The sequence below is a fragment of the Paraburkholderia sp. GAS32 genome (genome assembly GCF_050434225.1).
Lineage (GTDB): Bacteria > Pseudomonadota > Gammaproteobacteria > Burkholderiales > Burkholderiaceae > Paraburkholderia > Paraburkholderia madseniana.
In genome coordinates this window covers 48,849-66,376 of sequence record NZ_JBNPVS010000017.1, presented here as the reverse complement: position 1 = coordinate 66,376, position 17,528 = coordinate 48,849, and the positions used below count along the sequence as shown (strand labels likewise).

The following is a 17,528-nucleotide window of genomic DNA, read 5'->3' as shown; positions in this document are numbered from 1 at the left end:
TGGACTGGACTAGAAGCGGCGGACGCAACGGCGCGTCCCGAAAGCGCGTCAAGCCGCTTGCTGGTGCCTTCGGCACATTTCCGGCTTCCGGCCTGACGCGGCGAGCAGCGCCGGCACAGTGCCGCTCGTGAAGATTCAGGCGAGCGGCCTCATCAGCGGTATTGGCAGAATTGCACGATTATGGCTCTAGCTAAACGCATCATCCCCTGTCTCGACGTCACGGCTGGCCGCGTGGTCAAGGGCGTCAACTTCGTCGAACTGCGCGATGCGGGCGACCCGGTCGAAATCGCGCGCCGTTACGACGACCAGGGCGCCGACGAACTGACCTTCCTCGACATCACCGCCACCTCCGACCAGCGCGATCTGATTCTGCCGATCATCGAAGCGGTCGCCTCCCAGGTGTTTATTCCGCTGACGGTCGGCGGCGGCGTGCGCGCGGTCGAAGACGTGCGGCGGCTGTTGAACGCGGGCGCGGACAAGATCAGCATGAACTCGTCGGCGGTCGCGAATCCGCAACTCGTGCGCGACGCGACGGACAAATACGGCTCGCAATGCATCGTCGTCGCCATCGACGCGAAGCGCGTCTCGGCGGACGGCGAACCGCCGCGCTGGGAAGTCTTCACGCACGGCGGGCGCAAGGCTACTGGTCTCGAAGCCGTCGAATGGGCGCGCAAGATGGCCGAACTGGGCGCGGGCGAAATCCTGCTGACCAGCATGGACCGCGACGGCACCAAGAGCGGCTTCGATCTCGCGCTTACGCGGGCGGTGTCCGATGCGGTGTCGATTCCGGTGATCGCCTCGGGCGGCGTCGGCTCGCTGCAGCATCTGGCCGACGGCATCAAGAGCGGCCACGCGGACGCAGTGCTGGCCGCCAGCATCTTCCACTACGGCGAACACACCGTGGGCGAGGCCAAGCGCTTCATGGCCGATCAAGGCATTTCGGTGAGGTTGTGACGTGGTGAATCCCTCAGCAGTAGAGTGGCTCGACAAGGTCAGGTGGGACGCGAACGGCCTCGTGCCGGTGATCGCGCAGGAAGCATCGACCAACGACGTGCTGATGTTCGCGTGGATGAACCGCGAAGCCTTGGCGAAAACCGTCGAAACCGGCCGCGCGGTGTATTTTTCGCGCTCGCGCCAGCGCTTGTGGTTCAAGGGTGAAGAGTCCGGCCACGTGCAGCATGTGCATGAAGTGCGGCTCGATTGCGACGAAGACGTCGTGCTGCTGAAGGTCGAGCAGGTGTCGGGCATTGCGTGCCACACCGGCCGCCACTCATGCTTTTTCCAGAAATTCGAAGGCACGGTTGAAGATGGCGACTGGGTCGCCGTCGATCCCGTGTTGAAAGATCCCGAACACATCTACAAATGACGCAATCCACGCAATCCACCGAATCGGCTTCGTCTACCAAGGACACGCTGCTGCGCCTCGCAGCCATCATCGACAGCCGCAAGGGCGGCGATCCGGACGTCTCGTACGTGTCGCGCCTCTTCCACAAAGGCGATGACGCGATTCTCAAGAAGATCGGCGAAGAGGCCACCGAAGTCGTGCTGGCCGCCAAAGACACTCGCCACGGCGGCGCGCCGAAAGCGCTGGTCGGCGAAGTGGCGGACCTCTGGTTCCACTGCCTCGTGATGCTGTCGCATTTCGACCTGAGCCCGGCTGACGTGCTTGCCGAACTCGAGCGCCGCGAAGGCCTGTCGGGCATCGAAGAAAAGGCGCTGCGCAAGAGCCGCGAGCGCGAAGAGAACGGCGACTGATTGTCGCCACCTTGACGTTACCTTGTCCGCCGCGTGTTGAAGTGGCGAACGTCGGCACCCACATTGCACTGAACGAATAGGATCGCATCCTCGGGAGGACGCAAGCATGGAACAGTCGCAAGGAAATTATCCGCCGCCGGCCTACCGCAACGCGATCGAGCCAGAGCGCGAACGCAGTCTGCGCACGCTCACGCATGTCCTGTACGCGCTGTATGCGGTTCACTGGCTGACGGGTGGTCTGACGATTCTGATCGCGATCATCATCAACTACGTGAAGCGGCCTGATGTAGTGGGCACGCCCTACGAAGCGCATTTCGAGTGGCAGATCCGCTCGTTCTGGATGGCCTTGCTGGGTTATGCGATTGGCGCTGTGCTGCTGTTCGTGGTGATCGGCATTCCGGTTCTGTGGGCCGTCAGCATCTGGATGTTGTACCGTATTATCAAGGGCTGGCTGTATCTGTACGATAACAAGCCGCTCGCGAACCCGCGTGGCTGGTTCTGAGTTGGGTCCGGCTGCGGCCGGGCCGGATATGAGCCGTGCCGCACGACGCTTCGCGCTCTAGCCATACTGTGTCAGGAATACGATGAGCCACGACCCGAACTGCCTTTTCTGCAAGATCGCCGCCGGCGAGATTCCGTCGACCAAAGTCCACGAGGACGAAGAGTTTGTTGCCTTCCGCGACATCCGCCCGGCCGCTGAAACCCATGTACTGGTGATTCCCCGCAAACACGTCGCCACGCTGTCGAATTGCACCGAAAGCGAGGCACCGCTGCTTGGTAGAATGCTAGTTCTGGTGGCGCGTCTGGCCGAGCAGTTGGGCGTGGCGTACACCGGTGGCGAAAGCGGTTTTCGCACGGTAATCAATACGGGACCGGGAGGCGGGCAAGAGGTGTATCACCTACATGCGCACATTCTCGCCGGGCCGCGTCCGTGGCAGCGCATGGGCTGACAGGTTGGGCTCGTAAATAACCGCCGGCTGCGAGGCGCGCAGCGAGTTTTGGCCGCTGACAATAGCGGAGCCGTTGTTTTTGCTGCACTGTAACGACGCCGACGCGATCGTCAGGTCAAATGGCACACCGTGTCGCGGGTTGAATCGAAACAGCTCGCGGCAACGTATAGATGGAGCGTACGCGCTTCGATTCACGCCGCAAGGCGCACGAGTTTTGCCGCATCACGTGCGGTGTCGGGGTTAAGGAGAGTAGTCATGGGTTCGTTGAGCATTTGGCATTGGCTGATCGTGTTGTTGATCGTGGCGCTCGTGTTCGGCACGAAGAAGCTGCGCAATATCGGCACCGATCTGGGTGGCGCTGTGAAGGGCTTCAAGGAAGGCATGAAGGAAGCCGAAACGCCCGCAGGCGAAGCGCAGCAGCGCGAACTGCCGCGCAATGGCACGGTAGATGTGGATGCGAAGGAAAAGACGCCGCGTTCCGGCGATTACCGCTAAGCCGCGGCCCAACCGCGTTACTGACGGACACTCCACTTCATGCTGGACCTCGGTCTAACCAAGATGGCGCTGATTGGCGTCGTCGCGCTGGTCGTACTTGGGCCTGAGCGCCTGCCTCGCGTCGCCCGCACGGCCGGCGCGTTGTTCGGCCGCGCGCAGCGGTATATCAACGACGTGAAGGCCGAAGTCACCCGTGAAATCGAACTCGACGAATTGCGTCGCATGAAAACCGAGTTCGAAGCGGCGGCGAGCAACGTCGAAACCAGCGTTCAGGACAATCTGCGCAAGCATGAAACCGAACTGAACGACGCGTGGAATAGCGGCACGTCGGTGTCGCCAAGCATTGCCGGCGGTGCGCTTGAAGATGCCGGCAATTCGCCGTGGCAGACCACCACGCCACCGGCAGGCGCTAAACGCAAGAACTGGCGCGTCAAGCAGACCGCCATGCCCACCTGGTACAAGCGCGCCACCACGCGCCGCACGCGTGTGCAGTCGGGCGCTGCGCGCGTGGCGCGGCATACGCCGGCCAGCATGCGTCGCCCGACGCGGTTCTTCTGATGATCAGAACGACAATCTCTAACCGAGGGCCGGTGTGAGCGACCCCCAGCAAACCCAGGACGAAGGCACTGAAGAGACCTTCATTTCCCACCTCGTTGAATTGCGCGACCGTATCATCCGCGCCGGCCTTGCCGTCATCGTGGTGTTTGTCGGGCTCGTGTATTGGGCGCCGGATATCTTCCGGCTGCTGGCGCGGCCCTTGATGCAGAATCTGCCGAAGGACGGCAAGATGATCGTCACCGACGTCACCGGCTCGTTCTTCGTGCCGATGAAGGTGACCATGATGGTCGCCTTTGTGATTGCGCTGCCGGTCGTGCTGTACCAGATCTGGGCATTCGTCGCGCCGGGTTTGTACCAGCATGAGAAGAAGCTGGTCGGGCCGCTGGTGGGCAGCAGCTACACGCTGTTCCTGTGCGGCATGGCGTTCGCGTACTTCGTGGTGTTTCCGACCATCTTCCGCGTGATGGCGCACTACAACGCGCCGCTCGGCGCGGAGATGAACACCGATATCGACAACTACCTGAGCTTCGTGCTGACCATGTTCCTCGCGTTCGGGGTGACGTTCGAAGTGCCGATTGTCGTGGTGCTGTTGGTCCGCATGAACGTGCTGACCATCAAGAAGCTCAAGGAAATCCGTCCGTATGTGGTCGTGGGCGCGTTCGTGATTTCAGCGGTGGTGACGCCGCCGGACGTGTTCTCGCAGCTCATTCTGGCGATTCCGCTGATCGTGCTGTATGAGGCGGGGATCATTGCGGCGCGGTTGATTGTCGGCAAGCAGAAACCCGTGATTGCGGAAGACAGTCCGCCGGGTTGAACGGCAGCACAGAGAGACAAACAAAAAGGGCAGTCCATCACGGACTGCCCTTTTTGTTTTGCGGTGCCCACACCACTGGCCGCTATCTATCGCTTCTCAACCGCCGTCGTCGTCCTGCTGATCGCCGCCGCCGTTATCTTCTGCCGGTTGCTTCGGCGGAGGCGGGCGCTTGCCGATGGTCACGTCCAGATCCATCGTGTGGCTCTTGCGCACCAGGTGAACCTTCGCAGCCGTGCCCGGCTTGATCTGCGCGATGACGTTCAGCAGACGTGTGGTGTCGGTGATCTCCTGGCCGTTCACGCTTACCAGAATGTCACCCGGCTTGATGCCAGCACGGTCGGCCGGCCCGTTCTTCAGCACGCCCGCGACAATCGCGCCCGACTTCTGCTCGAGCCCGAACGATTCGGCGATTTCAGGCGTCACGTCCTGCGGCTCCACGCCGATCCAGCCGCGCGTGACCGAGCCCGTCGTGATGATGCTCTCCAGCACGCTGCGCGCGGTCGAGACAGGAATCGCAAAGCCGATGCCGAGCGAGCCGCCCGAGCGCGAATAGATGGCGGTATTGATGCCGAGCAGATTGCCGTTCACGTCGACCAGCGCACCGCCCGAGTTGCCCGGGTTGATGGCCGCGTCGGTCTGAATGAAGTTTTCGAACGTGTTGATGCCGAGGTGATTGCGCCCGAGCGCGCTGACAATGCCCATGGTCACCGTCTGACCGACGCCGAACGGATTGCCGATCGCCAGCACCACGTCGCCCACGCGCGTCTGGTCCATGCGGCCGAGCGTGATGGTGGGCAGGTTGGTCATGTTGACCTTCAGCACGGCCAGATCGGTCTCAGGATCGACGCCGATCACCTTGGCGTTGGTGGTGCGGCCGTCGGCAAGCGCGATTTCGATCTGATCGGCGCCGTCCACGACGTGCTGGTTCGTTAGAATGTAACCTTCCGAACTCACTATCACTCCCGAGCCCAGATTCGACGCGGGTTGTTCCTGCTGCTTGCCTTTGTTCTTGTCACCGAAGAAATAGCGGAACAACGGATCTTTCGCGCGCGGGTCGGGCGGCAGTGAGCCATCCTTGCTGGAGAACACATTGACGACCGCGGGCATGGCTTTTTGCGCGGCGTCTGCATAGGACGCCTGTGCAGGACCCGTGCCGATGCCTGGCGCCACTTCCCGAAGGGCGACGATCGGTTCGGCGAGTTGCTTGCCGAATTGCCCTTGACGCTGGAGCCACTGCGGTTTGAGGGTCGCAATGATGAACATCAGCGCCAACAGCACAGTCACCGCTTGGGCAAAGAACAGCCAAAAGCGTCTAAGCATCTGAAGACTAGAGGTTTATATGGATCGGATCGAACTTGAATTGTACTTGAACAATCTCCTTGAAACCGCGCGCTTCAAGGACTATTGCCCCAATGGATTGCAGGTGGAAGGGCGCCGCAGGATCAATAAGCTCGCGACCGGCGTGACGGCTTCAGTGGCCTTCCTCGAGGCCGCGCTCGACTGGGGTGCGGACGCGGTGCTGGTCCATCACGGCTACTTCTGGCGCAACGAGGCGCCGCAGATCACCGGGCGCAAACACGCGCGCCTGAAGCTGCTGATTGCCAACGACCTGAACCTGTTCGCCTATCACCTGCCGCTGGACGACCATCCCGAGTTCGGCAACAACGCGCAAATCGGCGCGAAGATGGGCTGGATCAGCGACGCGCGCTTCGGCGAGAACGATCTCGGCTGGCTCGCCACGTTGCCGATGCCGATCACGCTCGCGCACTTCACCGCGCAAGTCGAGCAGACGCTCGGCCGCACGCCGCTCGTGTTCGGCGACCCGGATCGCGAATTGCGCCGCGTGGGCTGGTGCACGGGCGCCGCGCAAGGCATGTTCGACGCCGCGATCAATGCCGGCGCTGATGTCTACCTGACCGGTGAAGTGTCGGAGTCGGTGATGCACACCTCGGCGGAAAGCGGCGTGGCGTTCCTCGCGGCCGGCCATCACGCCACCGAACGTTTCGGCGTGCAAGCGGTGGGCAAGCATCTGTCCGAGCAGTTCGATATCGAACACGTGTTTATCGATATCCCCAATCCCGTCTGAATTGAAAATCGGCATTAGAGAAGAAAAAGGCACGAATAACGCAGAGGGCACTTAAAAGGAGATGCGAAAAAGTTTGCGATCCGTACGGAGAAACCCTGACTTATCAAGGGCTTCGCACGGTTTTTGGCAATGGGGCCTTGTAAATGCCGACTCCATTCGCGCAAACTAGCGGCGGTAGAAGCGACGTGAAGGAAAAATCCAACTCAGAAGTGGGGCGTGTAATGCGAGACAAGGAAGATGAACGCGTCGACGGCGGCCGCCGTACCTGGCTGATAGCGACGACCGTAGCAGGTGGCATTGGAGGCGTTGCCACTGTCGTACCCTTTGTTAGTTCGTTTGCACCATCTGAAAAGGCCAAGGCGGCAGGCGCCCCGGTCGAAGTCGATATCAGTGATCTCAAGCCCGGCGACATGAAGACCGTGGCCTGGCGCGGTAAGCCGGTGTGGATCATCAATCGCACTGACAGGATGCTCGCCGATGTCCAGAAAGCCGATAAGGAAGTAGCGGATCCTCTCACCAAGAATCCTTTTTCGATGCCGTTGCCGGAGTACTGCAACAACGAATTCCGTTCACGCACCGACCACAAGAACCTTTTCGTCGCCGTCGCCGTGTGCACCCATCTGGGCTGCACGCCGACGCCGCGCTTCCAGGAGGGCGCGCAGCCCAATCTTCCCGACGACTGGCCAGGCGGCTTCCTGTGCCCTTGCCACGGCTCGACCTATGACATGGCCGGCCGCGTCTTCAAGAACAAACCTGCGCCGCAGAACCTCGACATCCCGCCTTACATGTTCACCTCGGCCACGGGCCTCGTGATCGGCAAGGACGAGAAAGGAGAAGCGTAATGGCGATCGAACACGAAGTAGAGACGACCGGGCTGGTCGGCTGGATCGACCGCCGGTTTCCCATGACGTCCACTTGGAAAAAGCATGTTTCCGAGTACTACGCGCCGAAGAACTTCAACTTCTGGTACTTCTTCGGTTCGCTCGCGCTGCTGGTGCTGGTCAATCAGATCGTCACCGGCATCTTCCTCACGATGAACTACAAGCCCGACGCGACGCTCGCGTTCTCGTCGGTCGAGTACATCATGCGCGAGGTGCCGTGGGGCTGGCTGATCCGCTATATGCACTCCACGGGTGCGTCGATGTTCTTCGTCGTCGTGTATCTGCATATGTTCCGCGGACTGATGTACGGCTCGTACCGCAAGCCGCGCGAACTGGTGTGGATCTTCGGCTGCGCGATCTTCCTGAGCCTGATGGCCGAGGCGTTCTTCGGCTACCTGCTGCCGTGGGGCCAGATGTCGTTCTGGGGCGCGCAGGTGATCGTGAACCTGTTCTCGGCGATTCCGTTCATCGGGCCGGATCTGTCGCTGTGGATTCGTGGCGATTACGTCGTCTCGGACGTCACGCTGAACCGCTTCTTCGCTTTCCACGTGATCGCGATTCCGCTGGTGCTGATCGGGCTGGTGGTCGCGCACCTGGTGGCGCTGCATGAAGTGGGGTCGAACAACCCGGACGGCATCGAGATCAAGGCAAAGAAGGACCCGGACGGCATTCCGCTCGACGGCATCCCGTTCCACCCGTACTACTCGGTGCACGACTTCATGGGCGTGTCGGTGTTCCTGATCATCTTCGCCGCGATCATCTTCTTCGCACCGGAGATGGGTGGGTACTTCCTTGAAGCGAACAACTTCATTCCCGCCAATCCGCTGCAAACGCCGCAGGAAATTGCGCCAGTGTGGTACTTCACGGCGTTCTATGCGATGTTGCGCGCCACCACCGATCCATTCAAGATCGTGCTGATGATCATCGTCGCGCTGCTCGGCCTGTTCGCGCTGGTGCGCGCACGCGGCAAATGGAAGCTCGGCTTGCCGGTGCTCGCGGTTCTGGTGGTTCTGGCCATGGCGTTCACCGAATCGAAATTCTGGGGCGTGGTGGTGATGGGCAGCGCGGTGATCTCGCTGTTCTTCCTGCCGTGGCTCGACCGCTCGCCGGTGAAGTCGATCCGTTACCGGCCGTTTTTTCACAAGGTGTTCTACGGGATCTTCGTGCTCGCTTTCCTGACGTTGGGCTTCCTCGGCACCAAACCGCCGTCGCCCGCCTCGACGTTGATTGCTCAGGTGTGTGCACTGATCTACTTCGCGTTTTTCCTCGGTATGCCGGTCTGGACGCGGCTTGGCACGTTCAAGCAGCCGCCCGAGCGGGTGCGGTTCAAGCCCCACTAATCGCGAGCCCGGAGAACACGAAATGAAAAAACTGCTTTCGACGTGCGCGCTGATCGGCGCGACACTGCTCGCGGTGCTGGCCGGAGCGGTGCACGCGGACGAGAATTTCCCTCTCGACCGCGCGCCCGATAACGCGGAGAATTTTGCTTCGTTGCAGCACGGCGCCCAATTGTTTGTAAACTACTGCCTGAATTGCCATAGTGCGAATCTGATGCGCTACAGCCGGCTGACCGATCTCGGCATTACGCCGAGCGCGATCCAGTCGAACCTGCTGTTCACCACGGATAAAATCGGCAACACCATGACCGTGGCGATGCGCCCGGACGACGCGAAAGCGTGGTTCGGCGCGAGTCCGCCGGATTTGTCGGTGGAAGCGCGGGCGCGCGGCAAGGACTGGCTGTACACGTACCTGCGCAGCTTCTATCGCGACAATACGCGGCCGACCGGCTGGAACAATCTGGTGTATGAAAACGTGAGCATGCCTCATGTGCTGTGGCAGCTTCAGGGGCAACGTACCGCGAAGTTCGGTGACGAAACCGACGAAAAAACAGGCGAAACGGTGCACAAATTTGTCGGCTACCAACAGGTCACGCCGGGGACGATGTCGCCGGTAGATTATGATTCTGCTGTGGCCGACCTCGTGTCGTACCTGTCATGGATGTCCGAACCGACGCAGAAAACCCGCAGACAGCTTGGCGTGTGGGTGCTGCTGTTCCTCGGCATTCTGAGCTTTTTCGCCTGGCGACTGAACGCTGCGTACTGGAAACATATCAAATAATCACGCCGTTACCCGGCGTGGGGCCGGCGCCAGGAAAAACCTGTTGAACGGTTTTTCCGCGCGCTGGCCTTTCAGCTTTTTGAGGAAACGTAAACATGATGGTTCTGTATTCCGGCACAACTTGCCCGTTCTCCCAGCGCTGCCGGCTGGTGTTGTTCGAAAAGGGCATGGACTTCGAGATCCGCGACGTCGACCTGTTTAACAAGCCGGAAGACATCGCTGTGATGAATCCGTATGGTCAGGTGCCGATTCTCGTCGAACGGGACCTGATTCTGTACGAATCGAACATCATCAACGAGTACATCGACGAGCGCTTCCCGCACCCGCAACTGATGCCGGCCGACCCGGTTCAGCGCGCCCGCGCCCGTCTGTTCCTGCTGAACTTCGAAAAGGAACTGTTCGTTCACGTCGGCACGCTCGAAAACGAAAAGGGCAAGGCTGCTGAGAAGAATCACGAGAAGGCACGTCTCGCGATCCGCGATCGCCTGACGCAGCTCGCACCGATCTTCCTGAAGAACAAGTACATGCTCGGCGAAGAGTTCTCGATGCTGGACGTCGCGATCGCGCCGTTGCTGTGGCGTCTGGATCACTACGGCATCGAACTGTCGAAGAACGCTGCACCGCTGATGAAGTACGCCGAGCGCATTTTCAGCCGCCCGGCTTATATCGAAGCGCTGACACCTTCGGAAAAGGTGATGCGTCGTTGAGTTTGGCTTTGGGGTGAGGGCGCCGCGTCTCGATTGTTTTCCGCGCGCGCCCCAACCCGGTAAGAGGACTGTTGATGCAAGAGATTTCCACCAAGCCTTATCTGCTGCGCGCGCTGTACGAGTGGTGCACGGATAACGGCTACACGCCGCATATTGCGGTCCGGGTCGACAATCAGACGCGCGTGCCGCGGCAGTTCGTGCGCGACAACGAGATCGTGTTGAACATCAGCTTCGAGGCGACCAACCAGTTGCAGATGGGCAATGAATGGATCGAGTTCAGCGCGCGCTTCTCCGGCAAGTCGCACAAGATCGAAGTGCCGATCGCCAATATTCTCGCGATCTACGCGCGGGAAAACGGGCAGGGCATGGCGTTCCCGGTCGAGTCGGCAGGCGGCGAGGCGCAGGATTCAGGCGCCGATGCGGAACTGGCGGACGAGACCGAAGCACCGGCCGCGCCCGTCAGCGTGGCGCCGCGTGCGGTCGAACCGTCGTCTGCCGCGGATGCCGCCAAAGCGGAAACCGCGACGGACGGCCCGCAGCCTGACGATGATGGATCGAAAGGTGGCGGAAGGGCTCGCCTCAAGATCGTGAAATGAAGTAGAATCACGGCCTCATGCCGGCTTAGCTCATCAGGTAGAGCGCTTGACTTGTAATCATGAGGTGGCGGGTTCGAGTCCTGCAGCCGGCACCAGTAGTGCGAAAGCGGGTTTCTGAATAATTTCAGAAACCCGCTTTTTTATTTGGGGCGGGGATTTCGCAGGCTGGATGAGAGGCGGAAACGGCTCATTTTTGCCAGATCTCATTCACCTTGTCGATTGTGGACATTTTAGTCTACGAATTGCCCGCAGACCGCCGCAAAGGGCGGTGGCATCGGCCTTGTTCAGGCATCCGCCCACAGATACCGCCCCGCGAACCCGACTGGGAGAGGTACTATTCGGGCGTCAGTCGGCATCACGATCAGTCACTCCGGCGGGCAACGCCCCCGAGACGCGAGTTTTCACCGCGTCACTCCCGCAACACAGACCCCACCTTCATCATGACCAGCCCCGCAACCATCACCTGGCCCGAAGCCGACGGCCCCCGCACTGCGCGTTGGCGCTCCGAAGCCGCGGTGCCGCCGCCCAAGCGCGTTGTGGTCGCCGATGACCGCACCACTGCCGACTCTGCCTATCGTCTCGCGTGCGAAGGCACCGCCCTGCTCTGGAACGGCGACTTTCAGAACGCCCGCCAATTGCTGCAGGCGGTCACGCGCCGGCTGGAGCGCAAACCGCGCAAGCACGGCGAAACGCCGATCGACGCGTTCAACCTGCATCGTCAGGCTCAATCGCAACGCGCCCGCACGCTCGGCATGATCCTGATTCCGCTCGACGCTGCGTACGCAATTCCGCTGCGCCGCGCGCCTGAAGTGCAGCAGGCCTGTATCGAAACCTATGGGCCGTCTACCGACGAACCCTCGGTCGTGTCGCTGCGCGAATTGCTCGGTCTGATCGGTGCGCACGAGTGGCGCAAGAAGGGTGTGGAAATTCCCGTGCTGGGTGAGCGCATCCATCCGCACTACGGCGTGTTTTCGCCGGTGCGCGGTGAATATGCGGATCTGGTGGCGCGCACGCCGCTGCCGTCATTGAACAAGGCGTTCGATATCGGCACCGGTACGGGCGTGCTGGCTGCGCTGCTCGCCAAACGCGGTGTGAAGAAAATCGTCGCGACCGACCAGGACCCGCGAGCGCTGGCCTGCGCGCGCGAAAATCTCAAGCGTCTCGGCTACGATCAGCAAGTCGAGGTCGTGCAAGCCGATCTGTTTCCGGAAGGCCGTGCGCCGCTGGTGGTCTGCAATCCGCCGTGGGTGCCGGCGCGGCCCGCCTCACCGATTGAATACGCGATCTACGATTCGGAAAGCCGCATGCTGCTCGGTTTTCTGGACGGGTTGGCGGAGCATTTGTCGCCGGGCGGGGAAGGCTGGCTGATCATGTCAGACTTCGCCGAGCATCTCGGCTTGCGTACGCGCGAGTGGTTGCTTGCCGCCATTGAAAAGGCGGGGCTGACCGTGGTGGGTCGCGAGGATATTCGTCCACGGCACCCGAAGTCGACTGATGAAACCGACGCGCTGCATACGGCGCGCAAGGCTGAAGTGACGTCGCTCTGGCGTCTGAAGGCGCGCTAAACGGTGGCGCTCGAAGGGAGCGCGATGCCGCGTAATGAGGCGCGGCTGAAGAACGGCGTGTCAGACCGGCACGCCGCGCGCCTTGAGATACGCTAATGCGCCGCGTCCGGCCGCGAGGCCACTGGCGAAGCAGGCGGTCAGCAGATAACCGCCGGTTGGCGCTTCCCAGTCGAGCATTTCACCCGCGCAGAACGCGCCGGGCAGATGCTCGATCATCAAATGTTGATCAAGCGCTTCGAAGGGGACGCCGCCTGCGGTGCTGATCGCTTCCGCGATAGGCCGGGCGCGCGTGAGTCGCACCGGCAACGCCTTGATCGCGTGCGCGAGGCCATTCGCATCGGCGAAGGCTTCCTTCGACAGAACCTCATGCAATAAGGCCAGTTTTACGCCTCCAATGCCGACTCTGCCATGCAGGTGAGTCGACATGGAGCGCGAACCGCGCGGTCGCGTGACCTCGGCCACGACACGCTCCAACGTCAAGCCTGGCACCAGGTCCAGCTCGATCGTGACGTCGCCATCGGCAAGAATCCGCTCGCGGATGGCAGCCGACAGCGCGTAAATCAGGCTCCCTTCGAGGCCGGTTTCGGTCAGAAGTATTTCACCTTGTCGATTGTGGACTTTATTGTCTACGTCAGTGAGCGTGATGACCACGGATTTCACCGGCTGACCGGCGAAACGCTCGCGCAGATAGGGACTCCAGTCCGCATCGAAGCCGCAGTTCGCGGGCCGCAACGGCGTCACCGGCACCTCGCGTGCGCTCAGGAGCGGCACCCAGGCGGCGTCCGATCCGAGCCTCGGCCAGCTTGCGCCACCGAGTGCGAACACCACGGCATCGCAGGTCACGCGTTGCTCGCCGTCGGGTGTTTCGAAGCGCAACGTGTGCGTCGCGGTGTCGCCGTCGCCGTTGTCCCAACCGGTCCACTTGTGGCGCATGTGAAAGCGCACGCCAGCTTCTCTCAACCGATGCAACCACGCTCGCAGCATCGGCGCCGCCTTCATATCGGTCGGAAAAACCCGCCCCGAACTGCCGATGAAAGTTTCGACGCCAAGCTCATGCAGCCAGGCCCGCAAGGCGTCGGGACCGAACAGGCCGAGTAGCGGCGCGATTTGTTCGCGGCGTGCGCCATAGCGGCCAAGAAACGGCTCGAGCGGTTCCGAATGCGTGATGTTCATGCCGCCTTTGCCCGCCATCAGGAATTTGCGGCCGACCGATGGCATCGCGTCGTAGACGTCGACTTGCACGCCGTGCTGGGCGAGCGCCTCGGCGGCCATCAAGCCGGCGGGGCCGCCGCCGATCACGGCGACGCGGGCGGAATCGAAGGAGGATGACATGCGGTCCTGCGGATGAGCGGGGGGCGGCGCGTTGGCCTGATCTGACAATCGGGCGGCGCGAAGGGCGCTATTTTCACACCGCCGGCAACTCAGGGCAAACGGCGCGCGGCGAACGGGTAACGAGCTAACGTGCCAGCGCGAGCCAGCGGCCGAAAAGAGCTGGGTTCGGGCGTGTCGCAATCCCCTGCGCTCACGTTTGCTCCTTCGCTATTCACTCGCGCGAACTATACTTTTCAAACAGCTTCCACTGGACGCGGTCCGCTTCTTTCCCGCGTCACACTACCCCACCGCTCTCATTTCGCCGGGCACGGCCAATGCAGCCGCGTTGCGGCTGGCAACGTGGTCTGCGCGCCCGCTGTTTGTCTGGATGTTTCGACGTTTGATCAGGAGATTGCCATGACTCGCAAATACATCGACTGCCGCGAGTTTCCGAGCGAAATGAATTGCACCGTTGCCCTGTCCGCCGACAGCGAGAGCGAATTGCTCGACGCGGCCGTGCAGCATGCGGTCTCGGTGCACAAACATACGGACTCGCCGGAACTGCGCTCGCAGCTCAAGACGCTCTTTCATGAAGGCAGTCCGCCGATCGAGGCGCCGCGAGGGTGATTCGTTGTCCTTTTCCTTGAGGATGAAGGCCTGCTGACCAGCACGAACGGCGGCGCGCCGCTCGTGCTGGTCGCGGCGTTGTCTGGGCGTCCTAACCGGGATATGCCTCATCCACCTTCAGTCCGGCGAGCTTGAAAATCACCCGCAGCGTTTGCGGTTTGATGTCGCGACGCGAAGCGAGCGTCGTCATCACGAAGTCGAGTACTTTCGCGTACTTCAGCATCGTCAGGCACGTTTCCATGTCGACGCTGCCGTCGCGCATGACTTCGGCCAGCCGCAGCATTTCGGTGGAAATGTCGCGTGCCATTTCCAGTTCGAGCTGCTGCTTTTCCGACCACGCAGGGGTGGCGGTGAGCTTCGCCAGCATTTCCTGAAACTTCTGCTCGACGTTTCCGTTGGGTACCGTGTCCATTGCTGCCTCTTCTATTTTCCAGGCGCGCGTCCGTTTGAGATCGCGGCGCGCTGCTGGTTACGTAACGTTCGGTCCGTGTTCCGGGACCGTCCTCCCCACATGCATTCGGTTCGCGTGATCGAAGCCACGGCCGGCAGCTTGTTGTTATGCGCGGCACGGCTTACGCCATCGGGTGAGCCGGCCCGCAAGATGCTTTCAAGCCACATCGGAATACGTCCCGCATATTGCGTTTTGAGCAGGAAGTGTTCCAGGTTTGTGGCGTTTCTCGCAGGGTCGACGCGACTCCTCAGGTGAGCGGGCTGCGCTTTGGGTAAACTGGCAGCAACTTTTCCTTTTTTCCGTCATCTGTCGCACGTTCGCGTTGCAATCGATGGCGGTCTCCCACGATGTCCAGCAAAACCCACGAAATCCGTCCGAACCAGTCCGTCGAGTTGTTGAAGGAGCTTCACATCCTCACGCGCGACGGCAAGATGAACCAGGACAGCCGCCGCAAGCTGAAGCAGGTCTACCACCTGTTCCAGTTCATCGAGCCGCTGCTGAAAGACCTCAAGGACCAGCAGGGTGCGGTGACGCTCGTCGACCATGGTGCCGGCAAGTCATACCTAGGTTTTATCCTGTATGACCTTTTCTTCAAGGAGTTTCAGGACGCCGCTGGTGGGGCGTCGCACATTTACGGCATCGAAACGCGCGAGGATCTCGTGACGAAATCCGAGGAGCTGGCCGGGCGGCTCGGCTTCAAGGGGATGTCGTTCCTGAATTTGTCGGTGGCGGAGTCGATTACGTCAGACCGTTTGCCGGCGCAGATCGATATCGTGACGGCGCTGCATGCGTGCAATACCGCGACTGACGACGCGCTCCGGTTTGCTCTGGAAAAGCGTGCGAAGTACATCGTGGTGGTGCCGTGTTGCCAGGCCGAGGTGGCGGGGGTTTTACGGCAGAACAAGAGTAAATCGCTGGGGAATGCGTTGACCGAGATCTGGCGGCATCCGTTGCATACCCGGGAATTTGGCAGCCAGATTACTAATGTGTTGCGCTGCCTGCAGCTTGAAGCGCATGGCTATCAGGTGAGTGTGACCGAGCTGGTCGGGTGGGAGCATTCCATGAAGAATGAGCTGATTATTGCCCAGTTCAAGGACCTGCCGAGACGGCGGCCAACGGAGAGGCTGAATGAAGTGATGGAGACGCTCGGGATCGAGGAGCTGAAAGAACGGTTCTTTGTCTCGGCCTGATCCGTCCTGCGGCGGTGGCTTTTTCGTAGCCACCGCGCGAATTACTTTTTCATCAATTCATTCCAGCCTTTAAGACCAATTCGCCGAAGCGTCTCCTGATTCCGCTCATAAATAGCTTCCGCGTCGGGAAAAGCCTGAACGGCTCGTTCGATACTATCTTCGCGAAGCAGATGCAAAATCGGATAGGGCGCGCGATTCGTATAGTTCTCGATATCGTCGGGCTCGCTGCCTTCAAACTGATAATGCGGGTGAAAGCTGGCAATCTGAATAATGCCTTCCAGCCGAAGTTGCTTGATCATTCTTTCGGAAAAAAACAGGCAATCGTTATAGTCGAGAAAATCGCTGAGCGCGCCCGGTATCACCAGAAGCGTGGTATCCACCGCGTCAGGATTCGCCGCGACGAGTGTCTGAATCTCGGTTTCGAGATCGGCTAACACTCCTTCCATATCCACGGCATCGCTCACGGCATAGCGAATCTGCCCCTTCACATGCACGGCTTTGGCGAAGGGGCACAAATTGAGCCCGATCACGGCCTCCGTCAGCCAATGACGAGTGGCGGCGATAACAGCATCATGAGATTCGGCGGGCGACGACATGGCAAGCAGCGAAAGAGGAAAGTGCCATTCTAACGGCGCGCAACGGCACCGATCCGCACGCGGCCACAACAGGACGGCCCAATCCTCACCTCGCTTGCGTCCCGCGGCACGCCGCGGCGATCAACTGCGCCGCCACCTTCGGTGCGGCAAGAATCGGCCCGCAGCCCGGGCCGTAGGTCTGGCTGGCCGCGTACACGCCTTCGATCATCAAACCCAGTCCGTTGGCCAACGCCACCGGATCGTCGGCGCCTGCCGCGGTTGTCAGTTCCAGAAGCCGCGCCATCAGCCGTTCCTTGTTGCGAAACACGAATTGCCGCGCCGGATGCGTCGTGTCGGAAAACTCCACCGACACGTTCACGAAAGGACAGCCGCGGTAATCGTCAACCGATGCGCGCACCGCCAGGTCGTCGAAATATTGCTGAAGCTGCCTCGCCGGTTCGCCTGGATGCTTGGCAAAGCTTTTCTCCACATAGCCGAAAAACTGCTCGTCCTTGCGTTCCAGATACGCCATCACCAATTCGTCCTTCGACGAGAACTGGCGGTACAAGCTCATCTTGTTCACACCCGCGCGCTCGACCACCGCGTCGACGCCGACCGTTCGCACACCCTCGCGATAGAACAGTTCGTCCGCGGCGCGCAGCAGATGCTGCTGCGCCTCCGGGCCGGCCGTCTGCGTGCCGCGTGCTCGCCGTGCGCCGGTTGGCTTGAGGGTTTCACTATCGGACATGGATGCCACCTGAATTGAATTGATGCCTTGACATGTTACCGACCAGTAACTAACATCGCAACACCATTGTGACAGATCTGTCACAAGTCCTTTACCGAAGT

General features: G+C 61.0%; 22 protein-coding genes and 1 tRNA gene. 18 read left to right on the top strand and 5 right to left on the bottom strand.

Going from position 1 to position 17,528, the window contains the following annotated elements:
* Nucleotides 1-180 precede the first annotated feature (180 nt).
* The 8 genes from hisF to tatC all read left to right on the top strand — a co-directional run bounded on the left by hisF (nucleotide 181) and on the right by tatC (nucleotide 4,572).
* A complete protein-coding gene (gene hisF / locus P3T25_RS21160) occupies nucleotides 181-954 on the top strand; it encodes an imidazole glycerol phosphate synthase subunit HisF (protein WP_054036627.1) in 774 nt (257 codons plus the stop codon).
* A 1-nt stretch (nucleotide 955) separates the two neighbouring features.
* Nucleotides 956-1,366, top strand: a complete 411-nt coding sequence (gene hisI, locus P3T25_RS21155) for a phosphoribosyl-AMP cyclohydrolase (RefSeq protein ID WP_171926364.1) — start codon at nucleotides 956-958, stop codon at nucleotides 1,364-1,366.
* Nucleotides 1,363-1,755, top strand: a complete 393-nt coding sequence (locus tag P3T25_RS21150) for a phosphoribosyl-ATP diphosphatase (protein ID WP_054036629.1) — start codon at nucleotides 1,363-1,365, stop codon at nucleotides 1,753-1,755. The genes hisI and P3T25_RS21150 overlap by 4 nt, the downstream gene beginning before the upstream one ends.
* Nucleotides 1,756-1,861: 106 nt before the next feature.
* Nucleotides 1,862-2,257: a DUF4870 family protein gene (locus P3T25_RS21145; RefSeq protein ID WP_266259532.1), complete on the top strand. Its 396-nt coding sequence runs from the start codon at nucleotides 1,862-1,864 to the stop codon at nucleotides 2,255-2,257.
* Nucleotides 2,258-2,339: 82 nt separating this feature from the next.
* Complete coding sequence (locus P3T25_RS21140) at nucleotides 2,340-2,705, top strand: histidine triad nucleotide-binding protein (RefSeq protein WP_172167452.1); 366 nt, start codon at nucleotides 2,340-2,342, stop codon at nucleotides 2,703-2,705.
* A gap of 255 nt (nucleotides 2,706-2,960) precedes the next feature.
* Nucleotides 2,961-3,200: a Sec-independent protein translocase subunit TatA gene (gene tatA, locus P3T25_RS21135; protein ID WP_028199650.1), complete on the top strand. Its 240-nt coding sequence runs from the start codon at nucleotides 2,961-2,963 to the stop codon at nucleotides 3,198-3,200.
* Between the two features lie 39 nt (nucleotides 3,201-3,239).
* Nucleotides 3,240-3,758: a Sec-independent protein translocase protein TatB gene (gene tatB / locus P3T25_RS21130; RefSeq protein ID WP_154560998.1), complete on the top strand. Its 519-nt coding sequence runs from the start codon at nucleotides 3,240-3,242 to the stop codon at nucleotides 3,756-3,758.
* Nucleotides 3,759-3,792: 34 nt separating this feature from the next.
* Nucleotides 3,793-4,572 (top strand): twin-arginine translocase subunit TatC, encoded by a 780-nt coding sequence (gene tatC, locus P3T25_RS21125; RefSeq protein ID WP_168435727.1) that lies wholly within the window; start codon nucleotides 3,793-3,795, stop codon nucleotides 4,570-4,572.
* A gap of 96 nt (nucleotides 4,573-4,668) precedes the next feature.
* On the opposite strand, the gene P3T25_RS21120 is transcribed toward tatC, so the two are convergent.
* Nucleotides 4,669-5,892, bottom strand: a complete 1,224-nt coding sequence (locus P3T25_RS21120) for a Do family serine endopeptidase (protein ID WP_429358903.1) — start codon at nucleotides 5,890-5,892, stop codon at nucleotides 4,669-4,671.
* A gap of 19 nt (nucleotides 5,893-5,911) precedes the next feature.
* Here P3T25_RS21120 and P3T25_RS21115 point away from each other — a divergent pair, with 19 nt between their 5' ends.
* The 8 genes from P3T25_RS21115 (at nucleotide 5,912) to P3T25_RS21080 (ending at nucleotide 12,525) form a co-directional block, all read left to right on the top strand.
* On the top strand, nucleotides 5,912-6,658 hold the full coding sequence (locus P3T25_RS21115; protein ID WP_154561002.1) for a Nif3-like dinuclear metal center hexameric protein: 747 nt from the start codon (nucleotides 5,912-5,914) through the stop codon (nucleotides 6,656-6,658).
* A 221-nt stretch (nucleotides 6,659-6,879) separates the two neighbouring features.
* Nucleotides 6,880-7,500, top strand: a complete 621-nt coding sequence (gene petA, locus P3T25_RS21110) for a ubiquinol-cytochrome c reductase iron-sulfur subunit (RefSeq protein WP_154561004.1) — start codon at nucleotides 6,880-6,882, stop codon at nucleotides 7,498-7,500.
* A complete protein-coding gene (locus P3T25_RS21105; protein ID WP_154561006.1) occupies nucleotides 7,500-8,879 on the top strand; it encodes a cytochrome b in 1,380 nt (459 codons plus the stop codon). The genes petA and P3T25_RS21105 overlap by 1 nt, the downstream gene beginning before the upstream one ends.
* 22 nt (nucleotides 8,880-8,901) lie before the next feature.
* On the top strand, nucleotides 8,902-9,657 hold the full coding sequence (locus tag P3T25_RS21100; protein WP_429358902.1) for a cytochrome c1: 756 nt from the start codon (nucleotides 8,902-8,904) through the stop codon (nucleotides 9,655-9,657).
* A 95-nt stretch (nucleotides 9,658-9,752) separates the two neighbouring features.
* Nucleotides 9,753-10,364: a glutathione S-transferase N-terminal domain-containing protein gene (locus P3T25_RS21095; RefSeq protein ID WP_006052302.1), complete on the top strand. Its 612-nt coding sequence runs from the start codon at nucleotides 9,753-9,755 to the stop codon at nucleotides 10,362-10,364.
* 74 nt (nucleotides 10,365-10,438) lie between these two features.
* The gene (locus tag P3T25_RS21090; protein WP_429358901.1) at nucleotides 10,439-10,960 is read left to right on the top strand and encodes a ClpXP protease specificity-enhancing factor; all 522 of its coding nucleotides are present in this window, start codon (nucleotides 10,439-10,441) and stop codon (nucleotides 10,958-10,960) included.
* A gap of 19 nt (nucleotides 10,961-10,979) precedes the next feature.
* A tRNA-Thr gene (locus P3T25_RS21085) sits at nucleotides 10,980-11,055 on the top strand.
* A 345-nt stretch (nucleotides 11,056-11,400) separates the two neighbouring features.
* Entirely contained in the window at nucleotides 11,401-12,525 is a 1,125-nt protein-coding gene (locus P3T25_RS21080) for a methyltransferase (RefSeq protein ID WP_154561012.1), read from the top strand.
* A gap of 60 nt (nucleotides 12,526-12,585) precedes the next feature.
* Here P3T25_RS21080 and P3T25_RS21075 read toward each other — a convergent pair whose 3' ends face one another.
* Nucleotides 12,586-13,857, bottom strand: coding sequence for a TIGR03862 family flavoprotein (locus tag P3T25_RS21075; protein WP_429358900.1), 1,272 nt, complete (start codon nucleotides 13,855-13,857; stop codon nucleotides 12,586-12,588).
* A gap of 396 nt (nucleotides 13,858-14,253) precedes the next feature.
* On the opposite strand from P3T25_RS21075, the gene P3T25_RS21070 reads away from it, so the two are divergent.
* Nucleotides 14,254-14,463, top strand: coding sequence for a DUF1059 domain-containing protein (locus tag P3T25_RS21070; RefSeq protein WP_429358899.1), 210 nt, complete (start codon nucleotides 14,254-14,256; stop codon nucleotides 14,461-14,463).
* A gap of 91 nt (nucleotides 14,464-14,554) precedes the next feature.
* On the opposite strand, the gene P3T25_RS21065 is transcribed toward P3T25_RS21070, so the two are convergent.
* A complete protein-coding gene (locus tag P3T25_RS21065; RefSeq protein ID WP_042329129.1) occupies nucleotides 14,555-14,875 on the bottom strand; it encodes a hypothetical protein in 321 nt (106 codons plus the stop codon).
* A 386-nt stretch (nucleotides 14,876-15,261) separates the two neighbouring features.
* On the opposite strand from P3T25_RS21065, the gene P3T25_RS21060 reads away from it, so the two are divergent.
* On the top strand, nucleotides 15,262-16,104 hold the full coding sequence (locus P3T25_RS21060; RefSeq protein WP_171926365.1) for a class I SAM-dependent methyltransferase: 843 nt from the start codon (nucleotides 15,262-15,264) through the stop codon (nucleotides 16,102-16,104).
* Between the two features lie 41 nt (nucleotides 16,105-16,145).
* On the opposite strand, the gene P3T25_RS21055 is transcribed toward P3T25_RS21060, so the two are convergent.
* Both P3T25_RS21055 and P3T25_RS21050 read right to left on the bottom strand, forming a co-directional pair.
* Nucleotides 16,146-16,700: a DUF1415 domain-containing protein gene (locus tag P3T25_RS21055; RefSeq protein ID WP_429358898.1), complete on the bottom strand. Its 555-nt coding sequence runs from the start codon at nucleotides 16,698-16,700 to the stop codon at nucleotides 16,146-16,148.
* A gap of 85 nt (nucleotides 16,701-16,785) precedes the next feature.
* Nucleotides 16,786-17,427, bottom strand: coding sequence for a TetR/AcrR family transcriptional regulator (locus P3T25_RS21050; RefSeq protein ID WP_171926367.1), 642 nt, complete (start codon nucleotides 17,425-17,427; stop codon nucleotides 16,786-16,788).
* Nucleotides 17,428-17,528: the final 101 nt, after the last annotated feature.